General features: G+C 30.1%; 24 protein-coding genes and 6 tRNA genes. 19 read left to right on the top strand and 11 right to left on the bottom strand.

Features of this window, described 5'->3' with window-relative positions:
* Positions 1-4: 4 nt before the first annotated feature.
* Positions 5-1,048 carry a Cj0069 family protein gene (locus CAMP5053_RS04575; protein WP_087699150.1) on the top strand — a complete coding sequence of 348 codons (1,044 nt, stop codon included), beginning with the start codon at positions 5-7 and terminating at the stop codon, positions 1,046-1,048.
* A 32-nt stretch (positions 1,049-1,080) separates the two neighbouring features.
* A complete protein-coding gene (locus CAMP5053_RS04570) occupies positions 1,081-1,707 on the top strand; it encodes a trimeric intracellular cation channel family protein (RefSeq protein WP_214100433.1) in 627 nt (208 codons plus the stop codon).
* Here the strand turns inward: CAMP5053_RS04570 and CAMP5053_RS04565 are convergent.
* The 11 genes from CAMP5053_RS04565 to folE form a co-directional block, all read right to left on the bottom strand.
* Entirely contained in the window at positions 1,704-2,147 is a 444-nt protein-coding gene (locus CAMP5053_RS04565; protein WP_087699154.1) for a GNAT family N-acetyltransferase, read from the bottom strand. The genes CAMP5053_RS04570 and CAMP5053_RS04565 overlap by 4 nt on opposite strands.
* 63 nt (positions 2,148-2,210) lie before the next feature.
* Positions 2,211-2,285, bottom strand: a tRNA-Glu gene (locus CAMP5053_RS04560).
* Positions 2,286-2,341: 56 nt separating this feature from the next.
* Positions 2,342-3,496 carry a Na+/H+ antiporter NhaA gene (gene nhaA / locus CAMP5053_RS04555; RefSeq protein WP_087699156.1) on the bottom strand — a complete coding sequence of 385 codons (1,155 nt, stop codon included), beginning with the start codon at positions 3,494-3,496 and terminating at the stop codon, positions 2,342-2,344.
* The gene (gene nhaA / locus CAMP5053_RS04550) at positions 3,493-4,653 is read right to left on the bottom strand and encodes a Na+/H+ antiporter NhaA (RefSeq protein ID WP_214100434.1); all 1,161 of its coding nucleotides are present in this window, start codon (positions 4,651-4,653) and stop codon (positions 3,493-3,495) included. The genes nhaA (CAMP5053_RS04555) and nhaA (CAMP5053_RS04550) overlap by 4 nt, the downstream gene beginning before the upstream one ends.
* Positions 4,654-4,738: 85 nt before the next feature.
* A complete protein-coding gene (locus tag CAMP5053_RS04545) occupies positions 4,739-5,710 on the bottom strand; it encodes an iron-sulfur cluster assembly scaffold protein (RefSeq protein ID WP_087699159.1) in 972 nt (323 codons plus the stop codon).
* 10 nt (positions 5,711-5,720) lie between these two features.
* A complete protein-coding gene (locus tag CAMP5053_RS04540; protein WP_087699161.1) occupies positions 5,721-6,899 on the bottom strand; it encodes a NifS family cysteine desulfurase in 1,179 nt (392 codons plus the stop codon).
* A 127-nt stretch (positions 6,900-7,026) separates the two neighbouring features.
* A complete protein-coding gene (locus tag CAMP5053_RS04535) occupies positions 7,027-8,172 on the bottom strand; it encodes a hypothetical protein (RefSeq protein ID WP_261530379.1) in 1,146 nt (381 codons plus the stop codon).
* Positions 8,173-8,249: 77 nt separating this feature from the next.
* The gene (locus tag CAMP5053_RS04530) at positions 8,250-8,429 is read right to left on the bottom strand and encodes a putative motility protein (RefSeq protein WP_087699165.1); all 180 of its coding nucleotides are present in this window, start codon (positions 8,427-8,429) and stop codon (positions 8,250-8,252) included.
* Positions 8,430-8,482: 53 nt separating this feature from the next.
* Positions 8,483-8,971: a hypothetical protein gene (locus CAMP5053_RS04525; RefSeq protein ID WP_087699167.1), complete on the bottom strand. Its 489-nt coding sequence runs from the start codon at positions 8,969-8,971 to the stop codon at positions 8,483-8,485.
* A gap of 54 nt (positions 8,972-9,025) precedes the next feature.
* On the bottom strand, positions 9,026-10,336 hold the full coding sequence (gene fliI / locus CAMP5053_RS04520; protein WP_087699169.1) for a flagellar protein export ATPase FliI: 1,311 nt from the start codon (positions 10,334-10,336) through the stop codon (positions 9,026-9,028).
* On the bottom strand, positions 10,336-10,908 hold the full coding sequence (gene folE, locus CAMP5053_RS04515; RefSeq protein WP_012662169.1) for a GTP cyclohydrolase I FolE: 573 nt from the start codon (positions 10,906-10,908) through the stop codon (positions 10,336-10,338). The genes fliI and folE overlap by 1 nt, the downstream gene beginning before the upstream one ends.
* Before the next feature lie 109 nt (positions 10,909-11,017).
* On the opposite strand from folE, the gene tig reads away from it, so the two are divergent.
* From tig to CAMP5053_RS04430, 17 genes are all read left to right on the top strand, one after another.
* Entirely contained in the window at positions 11,018-12,337 is a 1,320-nt protein-coding gene (gene tig / locus CAMP5053_RS04510) for a trigger factor (protein WP_214100435.1), read from the top strand.
* A complete protein-coding gene (clpP, locus tag CAMP5053_RS04505) occupies positions 12,337-12,927 on the top strand; it encodes an ATP-dependent Clp endopeptidase proteolytic subunit ClpP (RefSeq protein ID WP_139426420.1) in 591 nt (196 codons plus the stop codon). Before tig ends, clpP begins: the two co-directional genes overlap by 1 nt.
* A gap of 14 nt (positions 12,928-12,941) precedes the next feature.
* Positions 12,942-13,982 carry a GGDEF domain-containing protein gene (locus CAMP5053_RS04500; RefSeq protein WP_087699175.1) on the top strand — a complete coding sequence of 347 codons (1,041 nt, stop codon included), beginning with the start codon at positions 12,942-12,944 and terminating at the stop codon, positions 13,980-13,982.
* Entirely contained in the window at positions 13,979-14,503 is a 525-nt protein-coding gene (gene def, locus CAMP5053_RS04495) for a peptide deformylase (RefSeq protein ID WP_087699176.1), read from the top strand. The genes CAMP5053_RS04500 and def overlap by 4 nt, the downstream gene beginning before the upstream one ends.
* On the top strand, positions 14,500-16,008 hold the full coding sequence (locus CAMP5053_RS04490; protein ID WP_087699177.1) for a YifB family Mg chelatase-like AAA ATPase: 1,509 nt from the start codon (positions 14,500-14,502) through the stop codon (positions 16,006-16,008). The genes def and CAMP5053_RS04490 overlap by 4 nt, the downstream gene beginning before the upstream one ends.
* A gap of 8 nt (positions 16,009-16,016) precedes the next feature.
* Positions 16,017-16,706: an NYN domain-containing protein gene (locus CAMP5053_RS04485; RefSeq protein WP_039627173.1), complete on the top strand. Its 690-nt coding sequence runs from the start codon at positions 16,017-16,019 to the stop codon at positions 16,704-16,706.
* 2 nt (positions 16,707-16,708) lie between these two features.
* Positions 16,709-18,049 (top strand): DNA recombination protein RmuC, encoded by a 1,341-nt coding sequence (rmuC, locus tag CAMP5053_RS04480; RefSeq protein ID WP_337217361.1) that lies wholly within the window; start codon positions 16,709-16,711, stop codon positions 18,047-18,049.
* Positions 18,033-19,379: an NAD(P)H-hydrate dehydratase gene (locus CAMP5053_RS04475; RefSeq protein ID WP_337217360.1), complete on the top strand. Its 1,347-nt coding sequence runs from the start codon at positions 18,033-18,035 to the stop codon at positions 19,377-19,379. The genes rmuC and CAMP5053_RS04475 overlap by 17 nt, the downstream gene beginning before the upstream one ends.
* Complete coding sequence (gene purN / locus CAMP5053_RS04470; RefSeq protein WP_087699180.1) at positions 19,370-19,942, top strand: phosphoribosylglycinamide formyltransferase; 573 nt, start codon at positions 19,370-19,372, stop codon at positions 19,940-19,942. Before CAMP5053_RS04475 ends, purN begins: the two co-directional genes overlap by 10 nt.
* Before the next feature lie 41 nt (positions 19,943-19,983).
* Positions 19,984-20,706: a TerC family protein gene (locus CAMP5053_RS04465; RefSeq protein WP_337217359.1), complete on the top strand. Its 723-nt coding sequence runs from the start codon at positions 19,984-19,986 to the stop codon at positions 20,704-20,706.
* A gap of 85 nt (positions 20,707-20,791) precedes the next feature.
* Positions 20,792-20,869, top strand: a tRNA-Pro gene (locus CAMP5053_RS04460).
* A gap of 12 nt (positions 20,870-20,881) precedes the next feature.
* Positions 20,882-20,958, top strand: a tRNA-His gene (locus CAMP5053_RS04455).
* 3 nt (positions 20,959-20,961) lie between these two features.
* Positions 20,962-21,038 (top strand) — tRNA-Arg (locus CAMP5053_RS04450).
* 26 nt (positions 21,039-21,064) lie between these two features.
* A tRNA-Arg gene (locus tag CAMP5053_RS04445) sits at positions 21,065-21,141 on the top strand.
* A gap of 5 nt (positions 21,142-21,146) precedes the next feature.
* Positions 21,147-21,231, top strand: a tRNA-Leu gene (locus tag CAMP5053_RS04440).
* A gap of 200 nt (positions 21,232-21,431) precedes the next feature.
* Positions 21,432-22,022, top strand: coding sequence for a bacteriohemerythrin (locus CAMP5053_RS04435; protein WP_158211391.1), 591 nt, complete (start codon positions 21,432-21,434; stop codon positions 22,020-22,022).
* Between the two features lie 6 nt (positions 22,023-22,028).
* Positions 22,029-22,613, top strand: a complete 585-nt coding sequence (locus CAMP5053_RS04430) for a bacteriohemerythrin (RefSeq protein ID WP_337217358.1) — start codon at positions 22,029-22,031, stop codon at positions 22,611-22,613.
* Positions 22,614-22,667: the final 54 nt, after the last annotated feature.

Raw genomic sequence — 22,667 nt, 5'->3', positions numbered from 1 at the left:
CAATATGAAAAAAAATATCGTATTTTTTGAAGTTAGAGGTGGTAGTGACAAAGGTGAAGATGGCCATAGAAAAGATACTATGCCTATGGTAAATGCTTTAAAAGAACAAGGTTGGAATGCTGAGGTTATCTTCTTTGAAGTAGAAAAAAAAGATGAAATTTATGAATATGTAAAAAATAATGCTGATGCTTATGTTTCTAGAATCAACCCAGGAAATTTAAAAGAAGAAAATGAGTATTTTGATATGCTTAGAAAACTTTGTGCAAATGGGGTTATAGGCATGCCTCATCCTGATGCGATGATAGGATATGGTGCTAAAGATGCTTTGACTAAGCTAAATAAAACTGCTTTAGTACCTGAAGATACTTATGCATATTATGATATTAAAACTTTTAAAGAAAGTTTCCCAAAAACTTTAGCAAAAGGTGAGAGGGTTTTAAAACAAAATCGTGGCTCAACTGGAGAGGGAATTTGGCGTGTTAGATTGATAGATGAGCTACCAGTAGGGGCTGTGAGCGTGCCATTAAACGCAAAAATCAAATGTACAGAAGCTAAAGATAACCACACAGAAGAAAGAGAGCTTGGTGAGTTTATGGATTTTTGTGAGCAATACATTGTAGGCGATAATGGTATGCTTGTAGATATGACTTTCTTACCGCGTATTAAAGAAGGTGAGATTAGAATTTTAATGCTTTATCATACTCCAATTTATGTAGTGCATAAAAAACCTGCAGAAGGTGCTGATGCATTTTCTGCTACACTTTTTTCAGGTGCAAAATATAGATATGATGAACCAAAAGATTGGCAAGAGTTGGTAGATTGGTTTTTAGCAACATTGCCAGAAATTCGCTCAAAACTTGGAAATTACGATATTCCTTTGATTTGGACAGCGGATTTTATTTTAGATACAGATGAAAATGGTAAAGATAAATATGTTTTAGGTGAGATTAATTGCTCTTGTGTAGGATTTACTTCTCCTGCTGAATTTGTTGAGCCAATTGCTAAAAAAGTAGCTCAAAATATTATTAATATCGTAAGTAAAAACTAACCCTTGTTTAAACAAGGGTTTTTTAACTCATTATGCTTTTAACTATACTTTATATTATCGGAATTACCGTTGATGCAATGACAGGAGCTATTGCTGCAGGAAGGCATAAAATGGATCTTTTCGGAGTGATATTTATAGCTTTAGTAACAGCCATTGGTGGAGGTTCGATTAGAGATATTTTACTTGATCATCATCCACTAACTTGGATCAAAACTCCTGAGTATGTGATTTTAATTTGTGTTGCAGCTATGATTACAACAAAAATTGCTAAATATGTTATAAGGCTTGAAAAACTTTTTTTGATTTTAGATGCTATAGGTTTGGTTGTTTTTAGTGTTTTAGGTGCACAAATTGCAATAGAAATGGGATATGGTTTTATAGTGGCTGTGAGTTCAGCCGTGATTACTGGTGTGTTTGGTGGGATATTAAGAGATATATTATGTGCTAGGATACCACTTGTGTTTCAAAAAGAAATTTATGCAGGTGTTGCTATATTAACAGGGGCTTTGTATTATATATTGTATATTTTGGGTGTAGATGAGTTATGGGTAATTCTTACTTCGTTGATTGTAGGAACTATAGCAAGGCTTTTGGCAATATACTATGGCTTAAGTTTGCCTATATTTTCTTTTAAAGATGGGGAAAATAAAGAAGGTTAAAATTCTATCTTATAGACTCTTAAAGGATAAGCTTCATTATCTACAATATTTTCAATAAAAATTCCATCATACTTTTCATAAAATCCTACAAGCTCTGTTAGTAGGTAAAATTTATTTATATTCTTTGTTTTTAAATCATTTTTTATAAATTTTAGCAATTGACTAGATATTTTATTTCCTCTATAATTTTCTTCAACATATAAAGCACATAAATTTGGTTCTAAATCTTTTCTTTTGTGAAAATCATTTTGTATAATCCCAGCTCCAGCTATGATTGTATTTTTATCTAAAACCAAATACCACTGAGGAATTGTTTGGCTATTAAAACTATTTTTTATACTTTTAAAATAAATCTTTTCATCAATGCCCCATTTTTCAGAAAACCATTTAGAAGCTTTTATTAATAGGTCTTTTTTATTTGATATATTAATTATACGCACAAATAAAAAAATCTCCTTATGGGAATGAAATTTATGATATTTTTATATTAGAATTTAAAAGAGTGGTGACCCATACGAGACTCGAACTCGTGTTACCGCCGTGAAAGGGCGATGTCCTAACCGCTAGACGAATGGGCCAATTAAATATAAATAAGAAATGAAATTATATCTTATTTAATTTAAAAAAAACTTAATTACTTAATAAAGCGTAAGTAAATATATCCAAATACACCAGAAGCTAATGAAGCTAATAAAATTGCAAAGTTATCCACAAAATTAAATATATCACTAACTTCATAAGCAAGTGCATCTATAAAAAAACTCATCGTAAAACCTATGCCTGTAAGTATGCAAACTCCATAGAGCTGTTTAAAATTTGCATCTTTTGGTAATTTTGCAAGTTTAAATTTAATTGCCATATAAGCAAATCCAAAAACACCGAGTTGTTTTCCGATAAAAAGTCCTAAAAATATACCCATGCTTACACCACTAAATAGCATATGAGTTTGGATTTTAGAAAGATCAACCCCTGCGTTAGCAAAAGCAAAAATGGGAAGTATGACAAAAGCAATCCAAAATTTTAATCCATGTTCGATTTCTTCCAATAAAGCATGATTATTTTTTGTATATACAGGAATAAATAAAGCGGTAATAATACCGGCTAAAGTCGCATGAACTCCACTTTTTAATACACTAAGCCAAAGTAAAGTGCCAAGTATATAGTAAAAAGATTTTCTTTCATTACCTAGACGATTTAATACAAATAAACCTATAATGCAACAAAATGCTACAAAAAAAGCCAAAGTAGAAAGTTCGCTAGTATAAAAAATAGCAATGATTAAAATAGCTCCTACATCATCAAAAATTGCTAAAGACACTAAAAATATTTTTAAAGAACTTGGTATGCGTTGTTTTAACATGGCAAGTATAACTAAAGCGAAGGCGGTGTCAGTAGCTGTTGGTATAGCCCAACCCTTTAAAACATAAGCGTCGTTAAAATTAATAGCGCAAAATATTAAAGCAGGTACTACTATACCACCTATAGCAGCCATTAAAGGTAGAGTGATATTGCTAAGAGTTTTAAATTCACCTTGAACAAATTCTTTTTTTAATTCAAGTCCTATAGCAAAGAAAAAAATTGCAATAAGCCCATCATTAATCCATAGTAATGAGGGTTTAAATAACTCCCATACTCCTACTTTTATACCCATTTCCACGCTAAGAAAATCCATATAATGTTGTCCATAGGGACTATTTTTAAGCATAAGAGCAAGGATTGTTGCTCCTAAAAGCAATAACCCTCCTAATATTTCTAATGATAAAAATTTTTGATAATTCTTAATTTTCATTTTTTAAAGCTATATATAAGTTTTAGATAAAAATATCCTATTACAGCACTTAATAGTGAAGCAACTAAAATGGCTAATTTATCCGAATATGCGAAAATATTGCTGTTTTGATAAGCTAATCCATCTATAAAAAAGCTCATCGTAAAACCTATGCCTGTAAGTATACAAACTCCATAGAGTTGTTTAAAATTAACATTTTGTGGAAGCTTTGCTAGCCCCAATTTTATACTAATATATGAAAATAAAAATACTCCAATTTGCTTTCCTAAAAATAAGCCTAAGATAATTCCTAGGCTAACTGAAGAAAACATAAAGCCTGGATCCATATCTTTTAAATCAACTCCTGCATTTGCAAAAGCAAAAATAGGTAATATAAAGTAACTCACCCAAGGCGCTAAATCGTGTTCAATTTCTTTCAAAAATGATTTTCCATTTTTTGTCTCAAGTGGTATAAATAAAGCAGTAATCACACCTGCTAAAGTTGCATGCACTCCACTTTTTAACATACTTATCCAAAATACTATAGCTATGATGATATAAAAAGATTTTTTAGTAACATGGAAATGATTTAAGAGATAAAGTGCCAACATGCATACTAAAGCAGCAATCATAGCAAAAACCGATAGTTCGCTTGTGTAAAATAAAGCGATTACAATAATTGCACCCAGATCATCAAATATAGCTAAAGAAAGTAAAAATAGCTTTAAAGAACTTGGCACTTTTTTGCCTAAAAGCATTAAAATTCCAACTGCAAAAGCTACATCAGTAGCTGTTGGTATAGCCCAACCTTGTAAAGCAAAAGTATCTTTATAATTAAAAAATGCAAAAATTAAAGCAGGCACTATCATGCCACCAAGTGCAGCAAATACAGGTAGGGACATAGCTTTTATACTATTGAGTTGTCCTTTTGTAACTTCGTATTTTAGTTCAAGTCCTATAGCAAAGAAAAAAATCGCAATAAGCCCATCATTAATCCATAAAAGTAGAGGTTTAAAAATTTCTAAGCTACCTGCTTGAAATCCGAATGGAATATTTAAAAAATTGGTATATTGATCTGTTAAAGAGCTGTTTTGTAAAATTAATGCAAGTACAGTAAAAAATATTAGCAAAACGCCAGGAAAAGTTTCACTTTTGACAAGTGTATGAATTCTATGCATAAATCAAACCTTTTATTTTTACTAAAAAGGAGTATTTTAACATAAAAAGGTTTGATTTTTATATAAAAACTAATACAAAAAACTTTTAAACAGGTATAACGCGTATATTTGGGCTAAGTTCTTCTTGTAAAATATTTTCTATAGCATATAAGGTTGCGCCACTCCCACTTGAACAGCCACTACATGCTCCAAGATAGCGTATATATACATCTATATTTTTATTTTCACTTTTTTGTATATCAATTACTTCTAAATCTCCACCATCTCCGTGTAGCATTGGACGTACATCACTATCTAAAACAGCCTCTACTGCTTTTAATTGTTTAACCATGGTCATATCATCAAAAGCAATATCAGCTTTACTTTGATCTTTTAATCTTTCTCTTTCCATTTCAGCTCTAGTTTCAGCTAAAATATCTACAAGATAATAATCTTTTTTCTCATGTCCACCAGATTTTATACAAGATTTACAAAAAGCACCTGCTTTGGTAAATTGCGTGATTTCTTCTACTGTATGTAAATCATTTAGTTTAATTACTTCTTTGATAGTTCCAAGGCTTACCCTAGCACATTCACAAACTATGATTTGATCTTCAAAGTCCTCAGGATTAACTCCTTTGTAATGTGCTGCAGCTTGTTTGATAACATCATAAGCCATAACCGAACAATGCATTTTTTGCGGTGGTACTGCAGGGGTTTGCGGATTATCTCTCATAGCAAATTCAACATCTAAATTTGTAATTTTTACAGCCTCATCTACGGTTTTACCTATACAAAGATCAACCATAGTATCACTACTTGCTATTGCTGTACCACAGCCAAAGCTTTTGAATTTCGCATCAATAATTTTATCTGTTTTTTCATCCACTAGCCAATAAAGTCTAACTGCATCACCACAGCTTTCGGCTCCAAAATCTGCAACAATAAGTTTTGCGTTTGCTTTTTGTGCATCTTCTTGTGTAAATTCTCCCATATGTCGAGGATTATTCATTCTATCTTGTACTTTTTGAGAATACTCATCCCAAATTGATCCGCCAATTAAATTATTCTTTGCCATTTTTTATCCTTTAAATATTTTCAGGCTTATATGCATAAGTACTTGAGATTGCTCTAAGTCTTTGTGTTGCTTTTTTTATTTGCTCTGCTGTATAATCAATTTCATCTTCTGTATTAAATCTTGATAAAGAAAGTCTTAGGGCAGTATGAGCTAAATCATTTTCAGCACCAATTGCTTCCATGATAGGATTACTCTCAAGTGCTTCGCTAGCACAGGCTGAACCAGTACTTGCTGCTATGCCATTTTTATTTAAATCCCAAAGCATAGCTTCGCCTTCTACGCCTTTAATGCTAGCTAAGATGGTATTAGGAACTCTTCTTGATCTATCTCCAACTACACTTGTATCAGGCATAGCTAAAATTAAATCTTCTAATTTATCTCTTAATCTTCTAATGTGTGAGTTTTCAAAATCAAGCATAGTATTTGCAATTCTTAAAGCTTCTGCCATTGCTATAATATACGGCACATTTAAAGTTCCACTTCTTCTACCACCCATATGCTCACCACCATGTAAAAGTGGAGTTAATTCTATATCTTTTTTAATATAAAGTCCACCTACACCTTTTGGGCCATGGAATTTATGTGCAGAAAATGAAGCAAAATCAACCCCAGTTTTTGCAAAATTAACCTTGATTTTTCCAACAGCTTGAGTTGCATCAGTATGAAATAATGCTCCATATTCATGAGCAATTTGAACCATTTCTTCTATAGGAAAAATCATACCAGTTTCGTTATTTGCCCACATAATACTCACTAGGGCAGTTTTATCTGAAATAGCTTCTTTTAGATCTTTTACACTAGAAACGCCCTCATGATCAACGCCAAGCTCTATGACCTTAACCCCTAAGGATTTTAAAAACATAGCACTAGCAGCTACTGCAGGATGTTCCACGCTAGAAATGATTACTTCATTTCTATCACTATTTAAAATTCTATCAAAATACACACCTTTTAATACCCAATTAATACTCTCTGTAGCACAGGAAGTGATAATGATATCATCTAAATCACTTGCCCCAAGTCCTGTATAAAGTTTATCCATAGCTTCTTTTAAAGCAGGGTGAGTTGCGCTACCCCATTGATGAAGGCTATTTGGATTACCATAATATTCTTTTAAAAAAGGTTTCATAAGCTCGTAAGCTTCTGGTGCAAGTTGTGTTGTTGCATTATTATCTAAATATACTTTCAAATTATACTCCTTTAATTAGGATAATTTTTATCTTTTTTGTTAATATACACTAAAATATTAAATTTAATATTAAATCAAGTAAGTTTTTAACTTGTGCAAAAATTTTTGTTATTATTTTAGCACAAGTTTAAGCCATAGCGTTTAAATAAGAGTGTAAAATTTTATTAATACTTGCTTGCCTTTTGCGATTTTCTAAAAATTGAGTATCTAAAAGTTCTTTTTGAGTATTGATTTTTTCAAGATCAATATTAGGATTGTTTTGATTGAATTCTTCTTTTAAAACTTCAATTTCTTTACTAACTTGTTCGCTATAAAGACTATAAATAGAACTTGAATTTGCAAATTCTTGCATGTTGATACTATGTTGATAGTTAATGTATTGTTGAAAAAAAACCGAAAGTTTATCTTCTGAAGTATTGTTTTTATCCACCCCATTAATATGCAAGTATAAATCAAAACTCATTTTTTCTTTATTGCTTTCACTTAGATAATCTTGCATACTCATTTGACCTCTCATGAGTTTTTGAAAATTTATATTAGAAGATATATCTAATTCAATAGGAGATAAAAAGAAATTAGCCTTTTGATGGTTTTGTTCTTTTAAATCATGGTAAATATAATTAAGCAATAATCCACTTTTAGAAACTGCGCCTTGACGGTTTAGATAAGGTTTTATAATAGGATTGCTAGCTGTGTTTTCTATGCTTGTATTAAAAGCAAAATCACCTATTTTATTATCAAGCATTAAAGTATTTAAATTTTTATTTGTCTCTTTTGCACTTTGTAGACTTTTAGCATTTTCATAAACTTTTAAAATTTTTCCTTCATAAGTATAACTATAGCCTTGATTTAACTCTGAAATTTGAGCTTTATTTAAAAAGCTATTATCATTTTTTTGAAATTCATGATTAATGGTTTTTAATGTATTATGATAAGTATTTAAAAGTCTTGGTAAGTCTATTTTATTATAGTTTAAATTCTCATCAAGCTTTATAAGTTGCTTTGAAATCTCTCTTATACTTTTTATGTTAATATCATAATCAAGAGGCAAAGCAGCTGTTTTATTAAGATCTTTTTCAAAAAAACCTTGCTCGTTGATTCTAAAACCAAATTCACTTGCATAGGTTATCTTGTAATCTAAATTAGAACCTTTGATATCAAGTAAATCACTTTTAATATTAGTATTTTCTTTTTTTTCTTCTGTGTGTTCAGTTTTTACAAAAGGATAATTTGCAAAATTCTGATATGGATTAACATTAGAATTTATAAACATAACTCTTCTCTTCAAAAATATTGCTTAACTGCAAAAAAGCAAAAGTTATGCCAAAATTTTTGAATCGAAGAGAAAATTTAAGCGTAAATGTCAAGTAATCCTGAACTAGTGCTAGGAGTAGTAGTTGGAGTAGGGTTTGCATTTACGCCTTCAAGTACTTGCATTACTGCATTTTCATTGGCTTCTATGGTTTTTTTCATCATAGTAGTTGCAATGTTAAGCATTAAACTTGCTTGATTGTTAGTAACTTCGCCCATAACATACTCCTTTTGTTTGGATTAGTAATATTATCGGCAAAGTTTGGTTAATATTAAGCTATATTGTAAATTTTTGATAAGTAATGATTGTGGGTGTTTTCTTTGGCTTCAAGCGTATCGATATAGTTTTTAAACTCATCCATATCTTTAAAAAGATTTTTCATTATAGTACTGATTTCGCTAGAGAAATTTTGAAGATTGCTTTGCGTTTTTAAATATCTCTCTATTTGATAAATTCTAGCAATCTCTCTTTCATATTCATCTTGAGTCATTCTTTTTGAGTTAAATTCCTCATTCAAAATCTTTTTATCATTAATAATAAAAGATTTTTTTTGATTATTGATTTTAAACTCAACTATAAAATTTTCTTTTGAAGCAATAATTTTTAAATATTTTAATTTAGCTTTACCTTCTAATAGATCAAAACATACACATTCTAAAAACATATGTGTAAAGATTTCTCTTTCAAAAATATTTTGACAAATATCAGTATATTTTAAACCTAAGTTTTGTTGGTGATCTAAAAATGCTACATTTGACATGATCCATCCTTTTTTCATGACTTTTTATCATGAAAAAAGCAAGAATCATTCCAATTATTGCATATCAATCATCTTAAGCATATTAATCGTGTCTTCAAATTCAAAGCTTTCTTCAGGATTTTGGCTTAGAAATTGTTGCATAAAATCTTTCTTGGTAATAGCTTGATCAAGTTCTTTATCAGTACCTTTTTGGTAAGCACCAATTCTAAGTAAAACCTCATTTTCTTTAAGCAAAGAATTTAAACGCTTAAATTTTCTAGCAGCTAGCTTGTGCTCATCACTAATAATATCTCCCATAACCCTTGAAGCTGAATTTTGTATATTTATAGGTGGATAAATTCCAAAGTCAGTGAGTTCGCGACTAAGTACTATATGCCCATCTAGGATAGATCTACTTTGATCGGCTATTGGATCACTCATATCATCTCCATCAACTAAAACAGTAAAAAATGCTGTTATGGTTCCTTTGCCTTCTTCTTTTCCTGCGCGTTCCATAAGCTGAGGTAAAAGACTTAAAACGCTTGGTGGATAACCTTTTGTTGTAGGAGGCTCACCTAGAGCTAGGCCTATTTCTCTTTGAGCCATAGCAAAACGCGTTACACTATCCATGATAAACAATACATCTTTACCTTGTTCTTTAAAATACTCAGCCACACTCATAGCGCAAAATGCTCCGTATTTTCTCATTAGCGCACTATCATCACTTGTTGCAACGATTATGACAGTGTCATCAAGTTTACCACCAAGATTTTTTTGTATAAATTCAGGAATTTCCCTGCCACGCTCCCCGATTAAAGCTATGACTTTGATGGGAGCTTTGGAATTTTTTACTATCATACCCATAAGGGTTGATTTTCCTACACCGCTTCCTGCAAAAATCCCAAGCTTTTGTCCTACTCCGCAAGTTAAAAGCGCATCTATTGTTTTAACACCTACTGGGAAAACTTCTTCTATTAAACCTCGTTTCATCGCATCGATAGGTGCACGCATAATAGGCATAAATTTACTTGCCTCAATCGGTCCTTTACCATCTTTTGGTCGCATAAAAGGATCAACTACTCTTCCCAAAAGTTCATCACTAACTCCTATTTGCATACCCGCATCATTAATAAAAGCACGATCGCCTATTTTAAAACCTTCTACAAAACCAAAAGGACTCAAATAGCTTAAATTTTCATCTACTTCTACCACCATAGCCATAGCTTCTTTGCTCTCATCTTCACTAGAAACTATTTTAATGATATCACCTATGCTAGTTTTTAAGCCATTTATTTCTATACTAGTGCTTGAAATTTTAGTAATTTGCCCAAAAACGCTAGCAAGATTTTGTGAAGCAATTTTGCTACGAAGTTTTTCTAAGCCCATTAAAATCTGACCTGTTTTGCTGAGTTAATTAAGGTAAAAAATTCTTTTCTTGTTTTTTCACTTTTTAAAAAACTACCTCTTAAGGCTGAAGTGCTAGTGGTAGAATTTGCCTTTTGCACTCCACGCATTTCAACACACATATGTCTTGCTTCAATAACCACTCCAACACCTTTTGCACCTACATGTTCCATCAAAGCTTCTGCGATTTGTTCTGTGAGTTGTTCTTGAATTTGCAAGCGTCTTGCAAAAACTTCCACAAGGCGTGGAATTTTACTAAGCCCTACAACTTTTTTATCTGGTATATACGCAACATGTACGCGCCCAAAGAAAGGCAAAAGATGATGTTCACAAAGACTATAAAATTCTATATCTCTTACTAAAACCATTTCATTGTTTGAGCTTTCAAATAAGGCATCATTTAGTATTTGTTTTGGATCTTGTTTATAACCACTATTTAAAAATTCAAAAGCTTTAAAAACTCTTGTAGGAGTTTTTAAAAGTCCTTCTCTTTGTGGATTTTCTCCGATAATTTCTAACATATTTTTTACTGATTGTTCAAATTTTTCTTGCATTTTTTCTCCATCAAAAATTAAAATTTTAACATATTTTTATTTTTATATAAAGTGATAAGGAAAATTTTGGTATATTATCAAAAAATTTTATTTAAAAAGGGAAAATATTATGGAAGTTACAGCAAAACTAATTGATTTTGCAAATGCAAATGCTACTGTGAAAATCGCTCAAGGAGCTATTAAAGCAGAAGTTGAAAAATTAGCTAAAAAAGCATCTAAAACTATGAAAATGGATGGTTTTAGAGCAGGAAAAGTTCCTGTTGCTGCTATACTTAAAAGATATGAAAAAGAGCTTACAAGAGATGCGGAGCAAGATCTTTTAAGAAATGCTGTAGATGGTGCTTTAAAAGAAGTTAAAAAAGAGGCTAAAGATTTAGTAGGTGAACCATATTTTGAAAAATTTGATAGAAAAGATGGTGCTATTGAAGCTCAAATGGTATTATCTTTTAGACCAGAAGTAAAATTAGATGGATATGAAGAACTAATTCCAACTTATAATACACCAAAAGTAACTCAAAAAGAAATTGACGCAAAAAAAGAAGAATTATTAAAAAGATTTGCAACTCCTGAAGCGATTAAAGAGGCAAGAGCTTTAAAAGAAGGCGATTTTGCTAAATTTGATTTTGAAGGTTTTGTTGATGGTAAAGCTTTTGATGGCGGAAAAGCTCAAAATTATGTTTTAGAAATTGGTTCAAAACAATTCATACCAGGATTTGAAGAAGGTATGATTGGTTTAAAAGCAGGTGAGGAAAAAGATATTAATGTAACTTTTCCAAAAGAATATGGCGCAGCACATTTAGCAGGAAAAGATGCGGTATTTAAAGTAAAAATTCATGAAATTCAAGAACTTAAAATGCCTGAATTAAATGAAGAGCTTTTAAAAAGCTTGTTGCCTGAAGAAAAAGAACCAAGTGTTGAAAAATTAGACGCAAAATTAAAAGAGCAACTAAAAAATGAAAAAATCTTTAAACTTATCAATGATGAGCTTAAAAATCAATTTGCAGAAGCTTTGGTAGCTAAATTTGACTTTGTTTTACCAAGAAATATAGTAGAGCAAGAAACAGATATGCAATTTAGAAGCTCTTTAAGAACTTTAAGCGAAGAAGAATTAAAAGAATTTAAAGATGAAGCTAAATATAAAGAAAAAAGAGAAAGTTTTAAAGAAGATGCACAAAAAAGCGTAAAATTAACTTTCATTATAGATGAGTTAGCAAAACTTAGAAATGTTACAGTAAGTGATCAAGAATTAATCCAAGCGATTTATTTTGAAGCTTATAGATATGGCTTTAACCCACAAGAACATTTAGATAATTATAAAAAACAAGGTGCATTACCTGCAATTAAAATGTCTTTAATTGAAGAAAAACTTTTTGCTGATATTTTCAAAAAAAACGATAAAAAGAAAACTGAAAAAGAAAGTGAAAAATAATGAGCTCATACATACCTTATGTAGTTGAAAAAACAAGCAGGGGCGAAAGAAGCTATGATATATACTCAAGGCTTTTAAAAGATAGGATTATTATGTTAAGTGGTGAGATTAATGATGATCTTGCTGCTTCTATCGTAGCTCAGCTTTTATTTTTAGAGGCTGAAGATCCTCAAAAAGATATTTATCTTTATATTAACTCACCAGGCGGGGTTGTAACCAGTGGATTTAGTATTTATGATACGATGAATTATATTAAAGCTGATGTAAGTACTATTTGTATTGGTCAAGCTGCTTCTATGGGTGCATTTTTACTTAGTTGTGGTACTCCAGGGAAAAGATTTGCATTGCCAAATTCAAGAATTATGATCCATCAACCACTAGGTGGTGCAAGAGGGCAAGCAACTGATATAGAAATTCAAGCAAAAGAAATTCTAAGATTAAAAGCAATTTTAAATGATATTTTGGCTAAAAACACCAAACAAAAACTCTCTAAAATAGAAAAAGACACTGATAGAGACTTTTTTATGAGTGCTGTGGAAGCTAAAGAATATGGCTTAATCGATAAGGTTTTGGAAAAAAGTTTTAAATAAGGAAAAACATAGCAATGTTAGATGATGATTTATTTGCTGATTTAAATTTAAGTAGTGATCCAACTCCAGCCAAAGAAGCTCCAAAAATTCAAAAAATTAGTGGAGGTGAATTTGAAAAATTTGCAAAGTCTATTTTGACTGAGCTTGTAAAAGATAATGTACCTCCAACACCAACTAATTATGGAGTTTATTTTCAAAAAATGCTTGAAGAGCGTCCGGTGGCTTTTAAGAAAAAAGTTAGCGAGATTATGGAATTTGAGCAAAATGATGATGGTATCAAACGTGCAAATATAGAGCAAGAAATCAAAAAAAGTTTTAGTTCTACTTCGGCATTATTGCAATACATTGCTATGATTTATAGGCATCTTGAAACAGTTAAAGATATGCTAAGAAGACGTAATTCAGAGCTTGCAATTAGCACAGGTAATTTAGCAGTTTCTAATGTAATTCACGCTCTTGAAGCAGATCTTTCAAGGTTTTCTAGCATTTTAGATAAATACTCAGATGAGATTAAAGAAAATTTTGATGAGGTTAGACAAACTTATAAACATATAGAAGAGCAAAGTGATTTTGACTCTAAATTTGGAGTTTATAATAAAAAATACTTTTTAGAAAATTTAGAAAAAAGCATTGAAAGTAATGCAAAATATAATTATCATACTTCCTTAATATTTTTTAGAGTAAAAGAAGAAATTCTTGAGCAAACTTATACTCAAAAAGAAAAAAATGCTTTCTTAAAAGGTGTGTGTAGGATTTTTAGTAAAAATGTCTCTTCAAGCGATATAGTAGCCCATTGTGGAAACAATGTCTTTGCTATGATGATTTCTCATACAAATTTAGAAAAAGCACAAGAAATATGCAATAAAATATTAGAATCTTTAGAAAATTCCAATTTTTTTCTAGCAGATAAAGAAATAGAAGTAGATGTTGAAGTGGCTATAAGTGCTGTTAATCAAGACAGCAAAAGCGAAGAATTAATAGAAAAATGTATTGAAGCTTTAAAAGATTCAGGAAAAAATTTAGAACCCTTTATAATAGTGGAAAAAGAAAAATGATAAGAGAGATAATTACCTATCCTAATCCAAGATTATTTTTAGAGTCAAAAAAAGTAGAAAATTTTGATAAAGACTTACATGTGCTTTTAGATGACATGTATGAAACAATGATAGCTAATAAGGGCGTAGGTTTAGCGGCTATTCAAGTTGATGTGCCAATTAGAGCTTTGCTTGTAGATATTGGTGATGAAGAAGGTAAGCAAAAAGAAGACAAGCAAACCCTTTTAGAAATTATTAATCCCATTATAACACCTTTAGATGATGAAAAAATTTCTTGCAATGAGGGTTGTTTAAGCATACCAGGTTTTTATGAAGATGTAATGCGTTATAAAAATATACAACTTGATTATCAAGATAGATTTGGTAAGCCACAAAGTTTACAAGCACATGATTTTTTAGCGGTGGCTATTCAACATGAAGTTGATCATCTTGATGGACATTTATTTATAGAAAAACTTTCTTTTTTAAAGCGCCAAAAATTTGACAAAGACTTTAAGAAAAAATCCAAAAAGAACAAATGAAAAAACTAAAATGTGCAAGTTTTTCTACAGAGCTTGATATTATCGATGTAGAATCAACTTTCACAAGAGGTTTGCCAGGTTTTAGTATAGTAGGTCTTGCAAATTCCACTATTAAAGAAAGCACAGAAAGAGTTAAGGCAACTTTATTAAGTCAAAATTTCAATTTTCCAGCACAAAAAATAACTATTAACTTAAGTCCTTCAGATATCCCTAAAAATGGTTCTCATTTTGACTTAGCCATTGCGATTTTGATTTTATTTCAAAAAGAAAATTTAGATGACTTTTTTGTTTTTGGGGAACTTGGTTTAGATGGAAGTATAAAAAGTACTGCTAGTTTATTTTCTATCTTGCTTTTTTTAAGTGCAAAAGTACAAAATGCCAAGGTAGTGGTGCCAAAAGCCATAGCACAAAAAGCTTCAATGATACCTAATTTAACAATTTATGCTTTGGAAAATTTAGTCCAAGCTATGGATTTTTTTAAAGAAAAAAATTATGAGAATTATCATATAAATAATGCTCATCCTTTATTTGAAAATGCCATAGAAATTAATAATCAAAAATATATAAAAAATTCTATTTACCCTTATGATTTTAAAGAAGTTAAGGGGCAAGAAAATGCTAAATTTGCTTGTATAATAGCAGCTTTGGGTATGCATAATATTTTATTTGAAGGTAGTCCAGGTAGTGGTAAAAGTATGTGTGCTAAAAGACTTCCTTTTATCATGCCACCACAAAGTTTGAAAGAAATTTTAGCTCAAAACGCCTATAAGTCATTAAATTCTTTAGATGATGACTTTAGTGCTAGTAGGGTTTTTAGAAGTCCTCATCATACAAGTACTAGGGCTAGCATTTTTGGTGGAGGAGCTAAAAATGCCAAGATAGGAGAAATAGCACTTGCAAATGGAGGAGTTTTGTTTTTTGATGAGTTTCCTCATTTTTCAAAACAAATCATAGAAAGTTTAAGAGAGCCATTAGAGGATTTTAAAATTCTTATTTCAAGAGTTAATACCAAAGTGATTTATGAGACTAAATTTTTATTTGCTTGTGCACAAAATCCCTGTCCTTGCGGGAATTTGTTTTCTAAAAGTCTTGCATGTCGTTGCCAAGAAATAGAAATTAAAAAATATAAAAATAAAATTTCATCTCCTATTTTAGACAGAATTGATCTTTATGTAGCTATGGATGAGATTTCACATGAAGATAAAACAAACTTGACTTCTAAGCAAATGAGTGAAATGGTTTTTAAAGGATTTTTATTTCAAAAGCAAAGAAAGCAAGAAGAATTTAATGCTAAATTAAATGATGAACAGCTGAAGCAATTTTGTATTTTAGATTCTTCTGCGAGCGAAATTTTACAAAAGGCTATAATTTCATATAATCTTTCCCAAAGAGGGGTGAATAAAACCATAAAAGTAGCAAGAACTATTGCGGATTTAGAGCAAAGTGAGTTGATTTTAAAAACTCATATTTTAAAAGCATTAAGTTTTAGAATGAGAACTACATAGGAGAAAAAATGGACAATAAAAGTGTAGCGATCTTTATTGATGCAGAAAATATTCCTTCAAAATATGCAAAATCAATTTTTGACATCGCTTCTGATTATGGAGAAATCGTTATAAAACGAATTTATGGAGATTGGACACAAAAAAATATACAAAATTGGAAAGAACAAATCGCACAATATTCTATTATTGCCATGCAACAATTTAATTTTATAGCTAATAAAAACTCAAGCGATATGTACTTAATCACCGAGATTATGAGTTTTTTTTATGAAAAAGATATTGATATTTTTGTCATTGTTTCAAGTGATAGTGATTATACTAGTTTAATCCAAAGGCTTAAAGAAGGTAAAAAGCAAGTTATAGGTATGGGTTTGAAACAAGCTGTAAAATCTTATGTGAATTCTTTTAGTGAATTTTTTTATTTAGATCAAGATGAATCCAAAGAAAAAGTATTAAGTACTAAAGAATATATCAAAGATTTAATCAATATCACAGAAGCCTTGATAGAAGAAAAAGGTCGTGCTGAATATGCTCAAATTCGCACTAATATGAATAGAAAACACGCAAACTTTATTCCACAAAATTTTGGTTTTAAAAATTTTAGAGCTTTAGTAAAAGAGTTTTTACCGCAAATGAAACAATTTAAAGAAGGTAATGAAAAAAATATTTATTTTCTTATTGAAAAAACAAAGGCTTAAAAATGGAAAATATCTTGATAGCCTTTTTAGTTGTTGTAATTTTAGCTTTTATATGGTATGTGTTTAAAAGCCAAAAAGAAAAAGCAAAATTGGAGTTTTTAAACCAAAGTAACATAGCTTTGCAAAATCAACTTTCTAATGTAGAGCTTGAAAAAACCACACTTATGGAAAAAAATTCCAAACTTTTAGATGAAAAAATATTATATTTATCTAAAAATGAGGCTTTGGAAGCAAAATTAGCTCAAAAAGAACAAACCCAGCAAGAACTTTTAAATATACATTTAAAAGAGCGTGCGAATTTGAAAGAAGAATACACTCAAACTTTAATAAAACTAGAAGAAAAATATAAGCAAGGTTTGGTAGAATTAAAACAAGAATTAGAACAAAATTTACAAAAACAAAATGCTAATATTTTAAGCCAAAACAAACTTATGCTCAATGAAGATACAAAAAAAATCTTAGAAGAAATTTTCTTGCCTGTGAAAAAAAGTGTTAAAGAATACAGTGAAAAACTTAGCCAAAATGAAGTTAGCATTAAAACACAAATCGATCATATGTTTAAATTTAGTCAAAATATAACAGAAAACGCAGATAAGCTAGCTAAAATTTTAAAGGGTGATAAAAAAATTCGTGGTAATTTCGCAGAATTACAATTAAAATCTGTTTTAGAAAATAGTGGTTTGGTAGAAGGTATTCAGTATAAACTGCAAGATAGATTTCAAGATGAGGGTAAGACTTATATTCCTGATGCGGTTGTGTTTTTAGATAAACAAAAAAGTATAATCATAGATGCAAAATTTTCTCTACCAAGTGATTTTGCCTTTGAAGATATTAATAAAAATACCTGCATTGATTTAGCTTATAATCTAAAATCAAGGATTGATGAGTTAGCTAAAAAGCCCTATATGCAGTATGATAAACATACTTATGAGTTTGTTTTGCTTTTTATACCTTATCAAAATATTTTAGATTTGATTTTAAATGTAGATCTTGAAATTTATCAATACGCTTACAAAAAAAAGGTTTATTTAACTACACCAAACACTCTTTTTATGGCGTTAAATACTATAAATATTTCATGGAAAAATATACAAAGTAATGAAAATATCCTAAAAGCTTTTGATGAGCTTGGCAAATTTCATGATAAATTTGCAGGTGTTTTAGATGATTTTGAAAAAATCAAAGAAAACATCAAAAGATTAAATACAAATGTAGAAAATATGCAAACAAAGCTTACTCATGGAAGTGGAAATATTGCTTCAAGAGTGATAAAGCTTAAAGAGCTAGGTGCTAAAACCCAAAAGCTTATAAAATGTGAGATGAGCGATGAAAGCAGTATTTAAAGATAATGTTTCTTATGAAAAAGAGCTTATTGAAAAAGGCTTAGATGAATTTTTAATGATGGAAAATGCAGGCATAGAGCTTGCAAATTTGATTAAGAAAAAAAGTAAAAAAATAAAAAATGCCAAAATTTTATTTTTGCTTGGTACTGGTGGAAATGGAGCCGATGGACTTGTAGCTATTAGACATTTAAAAAAAGCTTTTGCCTATGTTATGCCGTATAAAAAAAGCACAATGTTTATCAAGCAAGAGCAAATTTTAAAAAATGCAAGTTTTAATTTTTTAAAAAAAGAACCTCAATTTAAAGACTTTGACATCATAATTGATTGTGTTTTTGGAAGTGGTTTAAATAAAGTTTTAGATGAAAATATACAAAGAATTTTTAAAAAGCTTGCTAAAAGTAAGGCTTTAAAAATAGCTTGTGATATTCCTAGTGGTCTTGGACAAGAGCTATGTTTTAAAGCTGATTATACACTTTGTATGGGAGTGATTAAAGAAATTTTATTAGAAGATTTTGCAAAAGAATTTGTGGGTAAAATTAAAATTGCAAATTTGGGGTTAAAACCTTATATACAAAACACTCCAAGTTTTTTACTAGAAAAAAAAGATTTAAAACTCATTACAAAAAAGACTAACTCAAACAAAGGTGATTTTGGCCATATTTATATTTTTGCAAACGAAAGCGCAGGCACTCTAGCAGGACTTGGTGCTTTAGAGTTTGGAGCAGGACTTGTATCTTTAGTGGCTAAAGAAAGCTTTTCGCCTTTGATAATGCTAAAAGATGATATTGAAGGTAAAATAAATACAGCTGCTATAGGCATGGGACTTGATGATTTAAGTATTTTAAAAGATGAAAGATTAAAAAACATTCCTTTAGTCCTAGATGCAAATTGCTTTCAAAGTGAAAATTTACTTTCACATCTTGCCAGAGAAGATGTTGTTTTAACCCCTCATCCTAAAGAGTTTTCTATGCTTTTAAAACTTTGTTTTAATGAGGATATAAGTGTAGAAGAAATTCAAAGCAAACGTTTTTTTTATGCAAGAAAATTTAGCTCTAAATTTCAATGTGTTTTGGTATTAAAAGGGGCTAATCCTATCATCGCTCAAAAAGAAAAACTTTTTGTAGTAAATTGTGGCAATGAAGCTTTAGCAAAAGGTGGAAGTGGGGATGTGCTAAGTGGTATGATAGCAGCTTTACTTGGAGCTAAATTTAATGCTTTAGAAGCTGCGAAAAATGCAGTATTAGCTCATGCTTTGGTGGCTAAAAATTATAAGAAAAATAAAATCAGCTTTGATGCTTTAAAATTAATAAAGGGGTTAAAATGCTTATAAAATTAGCAGTTTTATTTAGTGGTAATGGAAGCAATTTGGAAAATATTTTAGAAAAATTACATAAAAAAACTTTTGGCAAAAATACCTTTGAGGTGGTTTTGTGTGTGTGTAATAAAAAAGAAGCTTATGGTATACAAAGAGCTTTAAAATATGGTCTTGATACCAAAATCATAGAACATGAAAAATTTACCTCAAGAGAAGAATTTGACGCAGAATTAGTAAAAATTATAAAAGAAAGTCAAGTAGATTTGACTATCTTAGCAGGATTTATGCGAATTTTAAGTCCTGTTTTCACTCAAAATATAAAGGCTATTAATCTTCATCCTTCTTTGCTTCCTTTATTCAAAGGCGCTCATGCTATCAAAGAAAGCTATGAAAGTGATATGAAAGTAGCGGGCATTAGCGTGCATTGGGTTAATGAAGAGCTTGATGGTGGTAAAATCATTGCACAAAAGGCGTTTGAAAAAGCTAAATTAAGCTTTGAAGAATTTGAAGATAAAATTCACCAGCTTGAACATATACTTTTACCTGAAACCATTGTAAAAATTTTTGAAAATGATTAATTTTTCATCATTATAATTACGCTTTTGTTTAAGGAATGTAAATGTTTGAATGGATTTTTAGTGTAGATGCTTGGGTGGTATTGCTTACTCTTACAGCTTTGGAGATTGTACTAGGGATTGATAATATCATTTTTCTAGCGATTTTAGTTTCTAAGTTACCACCAGAACATAGAGATAAGGGTAGAATTTTAGGTCTTGCTTTTGCAATGATTACTAGAATTTTATTGTTATTGTCTTTGTTTTGGGTGATGAAGCTTGTCACGCCTTTATTTAGTATATTAGGCAATGAAATTTCAGGTAGGGATTTAGTACTTTTACTTGGAGGTTTGTTTTTAATAGTTAAGTCTATTAAGGAAATTAAAGAAAGTATAATGCACCAAGAGGAAAATCAAAGCAATATAAAAATTAGTAATAAACTTTGGGTTGTAGTAGCTGAAATAGCAGTGATAGACATAGTATTTTCTCTTGATAGTGTTATTACTGCTGTGGGCATTGCTCAAGATATAGAGATTATGATTATTGCTGTGATTATTGCAGTTTTAGTTATGCTTTTTGCTTCTAAACCAATTGCAGATTTTGTAGAAAAATATCCAAGTATTAAAATTTTAGCTCTGGCATTTTTAGTGATGATAGGCTTTGTTTTAGTGTGTGAAAGTTTTGATATTCATATAGATAAAGCATATATTTACACAGCTATGGCTTTTTCTTTGATAGTTGAAATTTTAAACATCATTTCTCAAAAAAAACAAACGGATAATTCTTAAAATATTTAGCATTTTTTATGCTAAATATTTTTTATCTTGACTTTTAATATTTTTTTATGTAAAATAACGCTTTATTTTTGTACATCGGGGTGTAGCGCAGTCTGGTTAGCGCACTTGGTTTGGGACCAAGGGGCCGAAGGTTCGAATCCTTTCACCCCGACCATTTTTACAAATGGTGAGTGTAGCTCAGTCGGTTAGAGCATCAGATTGTGGTCCTGAGGGTCGTGGGTTCGATTCCCATCACTCACCCCATCAGCGCTCGTAGCTCAACTGGATAGAGCGACAGACTTCGGATCTGTAGGTTATGGGTTCGATTCCTATCGGGCGCACCATAAGCCTATTGTTACTTTTATTTTTTGCGCTCATAGCTCAGCTGGATAGAGCAACGGCCTTCTAAGCCGTAGGTCAGAGGTTCGAATCCTCTTGAGCGTACCACTTTTGCGGATGTGGTGAAATTGGCAGACACGCCAGACTTAGGATCTGGTGCAGCAATGCGTGAAGGTTCAAGTCCTTTCATCCGCACCACTCAGTAATTAAATCAAATCTTTGTAGTTTTATTTTTAATATTTTTACCAAATAAGATATTATTTTAATATTTTATAAATTAATATCAATTTTATTGCAAATGTTTAAAATTTATTATATAATTCCACCCGTTTTTTTGTATGTGTAATGTAGATTATATTATTTATTGCTCGATTATAAAATATCTAAAAAGGAAATTTATGATTAAATGGGCAAAAGAATACAGTGTACATAATAAAATTATCGATGAACAGCATAAAGTGCTATTTGATATAGCAAAAAAAGCTTACTTGATTGCTGAAAATCATGCAAGTATAAACGAGATCAAATTAGTCTTAAGTGAACTTTTTGAATATGTAAAGACTCATTTTAAAGATGAAGAAGCTTATATGGAAAGCATAGCTTATCCTGATTTAGAGCATCATAAAAGAATTCATCAAGAAATAACAGCTTCATTAATTGCTTTGGTTAAAAATATTAAAACTGTGAATGAATTTAAAGAGCAATTAAATATTATTACAGAAAAGTGGCTTTTAGAACATATATTAAAAGAAGATATGAAATATTACAAATATGAAAAACAAAAACAACTCCAAGCAAAAGAAAGTACTTTTGAAGAAGATGTTGCGTTGACAGAAAGTACTTTTGAAGAAATAACACCAAAATATATTCTTTATGTTTGTGGCTGTTTAAATGAAAAACACAAAATTCCTCATCATTTGCATTTACAAATTCTTGATGGAGCAAGATATAGTTGTAAAGTTTGTAAAAAACCAATTCGTATAGAGTGATTTTTTGTGGAAGCATTCCCTGTGTGGAATGATAAATACAGTATAGAAAATGTGGACATAGATTTGCAACACCAAACTCTTTTTAGCTTGGCAGATAAAACAGCTAAACTTTTAAATAGACATATTTATAAAACAGAGGTTAAAGAGCTATTAAGTGATTTTTTTGATTATATGCGAATTCATTTTAAAGACGAAGAAGATTATATGTACACTATTAACTATCCATATTTATCAGAACACAAAGCAATGCATAAAAAAATTATAAAAGACATGAGTGCATTACTTAGTGAATGTACTAGCACTAATGATCTTAAAGAAAAACTTTACAAAATAGTATCAGTATGGCTTTTGGAGCATATTGTAGAGCATGATATGAGGATTAATAAATTTAAGAAAAGTCTAGAAAAAAAGGAGTTGATAGAAGAAAAAGAAAAAGATGATAAATTTGAATATATTTGTGGATGTAAAGGTATGATTCATAAGCTTGATTATGGCTTACATGTAAAAATAAAATATCTAAACATAGCCTATAAATGTAAGAAATGTTCTAAAGAATTAAGTTTTAATTTTATGGAAGATAATTTAGACTAATTTATCATCTAAATTATTGTGAAAATAAGTTTTATAGCTAAATATTTTTAGTTA

Source organism: Campylobacter sp. S4:11, from assembly GCF_024723695.1.
In the GTDB taxonomy this organism is placed as follows: domain Bacteria; phylum Campylobacterota; class Campylobacteria; order Campylobacterales; family Campylobacteraceae; genus Campylobacter_D; species Campylobacter_D jejuni_C.
This window is presented reverse-complemented; position numbering and strand designations above follow the sequence as displayed.

Excerpts from the sequence above, each read along its gene's own strand:
- CAMP5053_RS04535 (WP_261530379.1), bottom strand. The coding sequence starts at position 8,172 with ATGTTTATAAATTCTAATGTTAATCCATATCAGAATTTTGCAAATTAT.
- CAMP5053_RS04545 (WP_087699159.1), bottom strand. The coding sequence starts at position 5,710 with ATGGCAAAGAATAATTTAATTGGCGGATCAATTTGGGATGAGTATTCT.
- nhaA (WP_087699156.1), bottom strand. The coding sequence starts at position 3,496 with ATGAAAATTAAGAATTATCAAAAATTTTTATCATTAGAAATATTAGGA.
- purN (WP_087699180.1), top strand. The coding sequence starts at position 19,370 with ATGCTTATAAAATTAGCAGTTTTATTTAGTGGTAATGGAAGCAATTTG.
- CAMP5053_RS04525 (WP_087699167.1), bottom strand. The coding sequence starts at position 8,971 with ATGTCAAATGTAGCATTTTTAGATCACCAACAAAACTTAGGTTTAAAA.
- clpP (WP_139426420.1), top strand. The coding sequence starts at position 12,337 with ATGAGCTCATACATACCTTATGTAGTTGAAAAAACAAGCAGGGGCGAA.
- rmuC (WP_337217361.1), top strand. The coding sequence starts at position 16,709 with ATGGAAAATATCTTGATAGCCTTTTTAGTTGTTGTAATTTTAGCTTTT.
- CAMP5053_RS04465 (WP_337217359.1), top strand. The coding sequence starts at position 19,984 with ATGTTTGAATGGATTTTTAGTGTAGATGCTTGGGTGGTATTGCTTACT.
- CAMP5053_RS04490 (WP_087699177.1), top strand. The coding sequence starts at position 14,500 with ATGAAAAAACTAAAATGTGCAAGTTTTTCTACAGAGCTTGATATTATC.
- CAMP5053_RS04570 (WP_214100433.1), top strand. The coding sequence starts at position 1,081 with ATGCTTTTAACTATACTTTATATTATCGGAATTACCGTTGATGCAATG.
- CAMP5053_RS04575 (WP_087699150.1), top strand. The coding sequence starts at position 5 with ATGAAAAAAAATATCGTATTTTTTGAAGTTAGAGGTGGTAGTGACAAA.
- fliI (WP_087699169.1), bottom strand. The coding sequence starts at position 10,336 with ATGGGCTTAGAAAAACTTCGTAGCAAAATTGCTTCACAAAATCTTGCT.
- CAMP5053_RS04530 (WP_087699165.1), bottom strand. The coding sequence starts at position 8,429 with ATGGGCGAAGTTACTAACAATCAAGCAAGTTTAATGCTTAACATTGCA.
- CAMP5053_RS04435 (WP_158211391.1), top strand. The coding sequence starts at position 21,432 with ATGATTAAATGGGCAAAAGAATACAGTGTACATAATAAAATTATCGAT.
- CAMP5053_RS04500 (WP_087699175.1), top strand. The coding sequence starts at position 12,942 with ATGTTAGATGATGATTTATTTGCTGATTTAAATTTAAGTAGTGATCCA.
- CAMP5053_RS04485 (WP_039627173.1), top strand. The coding sequence starts at position 16,017 with ATGGACAATAAAAGTGTAGCGATCTTTATTGATGCAGAAAATATTCCT.
- nhaA (WP_214100434.1), bottom strand. The coding sequence starts at position 4,653 with ATGCATAGAATTCATACACTTGTCAAAAGTGAAACTTTTCCTGGCGTT.
- tig (WP_214100435.1), top strand. The coding sequence starts at position 11,018 with ATGGAAGTTACAGCAAAACTAATTGATTTTGCAAATGCAAATGCTACT.
- def (WP_087699176.1), top strand. The coding sequence starts at position 13,979 with ATGATAAGAGAGATAATTACCTATCCTAATCCAAGATTATTTTTAGAG.
- folE (WP_012662169.1), bottom strand. The coding sequence starts at position 10,908 with ATGCAAGAAAAATTTGAACAATCAGTAAAAAATATGTTAGAAATTATC.
- CAMP5053_RS04475 (WP_337217360.1), top strand. The coding sequence starts at position 18,033 with ATGAAAGCAGTATTTAAAGATAATGTTTCTTATGAAAAAGAGCTTATT.